This window comes from Albidovulum sp. (assembly GCF_049646345.1).
Classification (GTDB): domain Bacteria; phylum Pseudomonadota; class Alphaproteobacteria; order Rhodobacterales; family Rhodobacteraceae; genus Albidovulum.
On record NZ_JBARVQ010000031.1, the window covers coordinates 1 to 3,837 of the forward strand.

Below are 3,837 nucleotides of genomic sequence, written 5' to 3' on the forward strand. Positions count from 1 at the left end.
GCCTTCGATCATGCGCTGGACAGAGCCATCCCGCAGGCCATCACCTATCATGTTCGTAGCATTATGTCACATTACGCGGTGCCGATCACCCTGGGGGGCGACCACTACATCACTAACCCGATCCTGAAGGCCATCGCAGAAAAGCATGGGCCGGTCGCCATCATCCAGTTCGACGCCCATTCCGATATCTGGCCCGACGACAATCCGGACCGCATCGACCATGGCACGATGATGTATCGCGCGGTTAAAGACGGGCTGGTTGATACGGCGCGGTCGGCCATGGTGGGGATCCGAACCACGATCGAGGATCCTCTAGGCGTCACGATACTGGATTCGCTGTGGGTGCACGAACATGGGCCCAAAGCGGTGGTTGAACGTCTGCGGCAGATCGTCGGCAACGGCCCGGTCTATGTGACATTCGACATCGACGGCCTCGATCCGGCTTTCGCGCCGGGGACAGGCACGCCGGTCTTTGGCGGGCTGACCTCGGGCCAGGTCGACCTGATCCTGCGTGGCCTTGCCGGAATCGACATCATCGGCGGCGATGTTGTCGAGGTCAGCCCACCCTTCGACACCACCGGTGCAACCGCCGTGGCAGGAGCGGCAATTGCCCTGAACCTCATTTGCCTACTTGCAGCACGGCGGGGAGGGGCGCGGGTTGGATGACAACCGCCCCTTGCTGGCGCCTGATGCGGTCTGGGAGGAAGACTGGTTTGCGCTGGAAACGCTGGACGCCGATACGCTGGCGATTGGCGAGCCGCTCTATTTCCAGTGCAACTGGAGCTATCTGATTTCTGACGGCGATCACAGCCTGCTGTTCGATACGGGCTGTGGCCAGGTCCCAATTTCACCGGTGGTCAACCGGCATAGGCGGGCCGGGTTGAAGGTGTTGCCTTCACACATGCATTACGATCACCTGGGCGGCATCGGCGCGTTTGACCCGGTGATCATCGCCGATCTTCCAGTGTTGCGCGCCTGTGTTGATGGTGAGGTGCTGGTGCCGACAGAAGACCTTTTCCTCGGCACCAAACACGGGCTAGCGGTGCCCAGGATCTCAGTGACAGAATGGGTCAAGCCACAAAGTTGGATCGATGTGGGGACGCGGCGGCTGCAGGTTCTGCACACTCCCGGCCATTCGCCGGATTCCATTTCTTTGTGGGAGCCAGCGCGCAAGCGCCTTTTCGCTGCGGATTTCCTGTATAGAGGAGCGTTGTACGCGCAGGTTCCGGGCGCATCCTTGCGGGCCTACTACGCAAGTTGCCAGATGTTGCTGGAGCTTTTGCCCGGTGACGCGGCCATTTTCGGCGCCCATGGCCAGCCCGACGCACAGGGGCGCAGCATGGCGCCCGAGCTTGGGATGAGCGATCTTGCCGATCTGGCCGCTATGTTGGAACGATTGGTGACGTCCCCTCCGGCAGAGGCGGGCGAGTTCAAGGTCAATGCCCGGATGAATTTAGCCTATTCACCCGAGAGGCCGTGATCGCGCGAAATAGGCAGATGTTTGGCCCAGCGCCACGGAACCAGTCCGGGCCAGCGCATCATGCCCGCTGGCGCCTTTCGATGTCGAAGCAAATCTCAGTCCCCGCGTTCCATGTCTTCCAGCACAAGCTGATTGAACCGGTGGTGCAGCTGATCCCAGAAGGGCGCGTAGTAATGCTGGCGGAAGGCGGGTGACCGGCGGGCCGACTGAACGGCCTCGATTGCCACCGTATCCTCCTGATGCACTTCATCGAAGAGAGCCTTCAGAACGACCGTCTCTTCGTTCTGGAATGCCTCGCTTTTCAGTGCCTCGGGCGCGAAGAAGCGCAGATGGGCCGTTTCCGTCAGGCCGGGTGCGATGGGGATCGAGAGATTGACCTTGATGTAATATTCTAAAAGCGGCGCATTCACATTAGGGTAGATCGTCGTGAAGAAGCCCCAGTCGGGCATCCGCTCCGGATCATGTCCGGCGGTGGCAAGCTTCAGCTTTTCGAACGTCTTGGCCGAATTTTTCGCCAAGTGCTGAAAGGCCAGGACCGGACCGTCGACCGTGCGGCTGAACAGGGGATTGCCCTCGCTGTCCACACGCGGAACGTCGGGAGAGTTGCGATAGATAGCGTGGGTGAAACTGGCGTGCAACTGGTTGATCGACGCGTTTTCCTGATAGGTCTTCCAATTGCCCTTGATCACCCGACGTTCGACCAACGGCTTGCCTGAGGCATCGCGTGCCGGGACCAGCCGGTCGATGGCATAATGTTCACCGACAAGTTTCCGCCAGGGTGCCAGCATCTCGTCGATGGGGGCCGCCGTGCCAGACATATTGATGAACACGACGCCCATGCGTTCTTCGCAGGCGATGGGCGCCAGATCGGGGTTCTTGTCGCCAAAAGCCTTCCGGTCGCAGTCCGCGCGCGCGTTCCAGAAGGGCGCGGCCGTCAGCTTGCCGTTCAGATCATAGCGCAGGCCGTGGTAGAAGGTCTCGATTTCGGTCACGCCGGACATGCGCGTTTGGGCGACCAGACAGCCGTCATAGGGCACGATGTTATGGAACATGCGCAACCGGCCATCGGTGCCGCGGATCGCCAGCAAGGGCATGTCGAGGTAGTCGAACGGATGCACGTCGCCGATCTCATCGACCTCGCAGGAAAAAAGCACGCCCATCCAGTTGCGCGCCATTACCCGGTCTTTTTCAAGTGCGAACCAAGCCTCGTCGTTGAATGCCTGGGCAGGCAGTGTCATGGCGGTTTCAAGCGGGCGGTGCACCGCCTCACATTCGTGCGCAGTCATCAATGCGGCGAGTTTCTTGTCCAAAACTGAATCTCCCATAAGCAAAGTCGCTTGGCCGGAATCTGAGTGAGGTTGCCTTGCGGCGAAATATGGCAATTGCCCTATTCGCTGCGCCGACATCCGGGGCTACCCAGTCCGCAACCACCTCGCGATAAGCGGATGATAGATGTGACCAAGGTAACAATTACGGGTCAGGGACCCACCCTGGTTCTGGTTCATGGCATTGGGGTGACGGGCGCAACCTGGCAGCGGATAGCCGAGATCCTGGCGCCGACCCATTGTGTTGTGACCTATGACCTGCGCGGCCACGGCGCGGGCGAAAGCGGCACGCCGGCCTTTGAGCTTGCTGATCTGGTCAAGGATCTGGACCGGGTGATCGCCAAGGCGCCGGAGGGTCCCCTGGCCTTGGCCGGGCATTCCCTCGGCGGCATGATCGCTGCGGCATGGGTCAGGGACAATCCCGGCAGGGCGCAGGCCCTGGCGATCCTGTCATCGGTGGCCGGCCGACGGGCAGAAGAAATTGACCGACTGCGCCTGATCGCCGCCCGGATTCGTGCTGGCGAGGGGCCCGATCTGATACCGGCCATGGCGGCGAACTGGTTTTCCGAGGATTTCACCCGCAACAACAATTCCAAGATCGCGGCAAGGGTGGCACAGGTGCTTTCGGTGCCTCCCGATGTGCTTGCCAATGTCTTCCAAATCTTCGGCGAAACCGAGATGCAGCCTTGGCTGCCGCACCTTAAGCTCCCGGTTTTGCTGATGACTGGGGCGGGTGATCTGGCCTGTTCGCCCGAACGTAACGCGGAAATGGCACGGCACATGCCAAATGCGGAACTTTGCATCATTCCCGGCGTCCGCCATTCCATGCTGGCCGAGGCCCCAGAAACCATTGCCCATTCGCTTCGCAACTTTCTCGCGCGTCATGCGCAAACGGTGGATATGGCATAAACCATATTCATTGTGCAGCACGAGATCGAGATAGTTCGCGGGCACAATATGGAAGAGCGCCATGAACAGCCCTTTGAAAAACAGCGAAGAATCAACGATCTGGGCGCAGGACCGGGCTCATTT

At 60.3% G+C, this 3,837-nt stretch carries 4 protein-coding genes; 3 read left to right on the top strand and 1 reads right to left on the bottom strand.

What is annotated here, in order from left to right; all coding sequences use genetic code 11:
- Both WBB85_RS00750 and WBB85_RS00755 read left to right on the top strand, forming a co-directional pair.
- A partial coding sequence (locus tag WBB85_RS00750; RefSeq protein WP_432636707.1) for an arginase family protein occupies positions 1 to 666 on the top strand: 666 nt, incomplete at its 5' end.
- Positions 659 to 1,480, top strand: a complete 822-nt coding sequence (locus WBB85_RS00755; protein WP_432636708.1) for an MBL fold metallo-hydrolase — start codon at positions 659 to 661, stop codon at positions 1,478 to 1,480. The genes WBB85_RS00750 and WBB85_RS00755, both read left to right, overlap by 8 nt.
- Positions 1,481 to 1,575: 95 nt before the next feature.
- Here WBB85_RS00755 and WBB85_RS00760 read toward each other — a convergent pair whose 3' ends face one another.
- Positions 1,576 to 2,790 carry an aromatic ring-hydroxylating oxygenase subunit alpha gene (locus tag WBB85_RS00760; protein ID WP_432636709.1) on the bottom strand — a complete coding sequence of 405 codons (1,215 nt, stop codon included), beginning with the start codon at positions 2,788 to 2,790 and terminating at the stop codon, positions 1,576 to 1,578.
- A 144-nt stretch (positions 2,791 to 2,934) separates the two neighbouring features.
- On the opposite strand from WBB85_RS00760, the gene WBB85_RS00765 reads away from it, so the two are divergent.
- Positions 2,935 to 3,714: an alpha/beta fold hydrolase gene (locus tag WBB85_RS00765; RefSeq protein WP_432636711.1), complete on the top strand. Its 780-nt coding sequence runs from the start codon at positions 2,935 to 2,937 to the stop codon at positions 3,712 to 3,714.
- Positions 3,715 to 3,837: the final 123 nt, after the last annotated feature.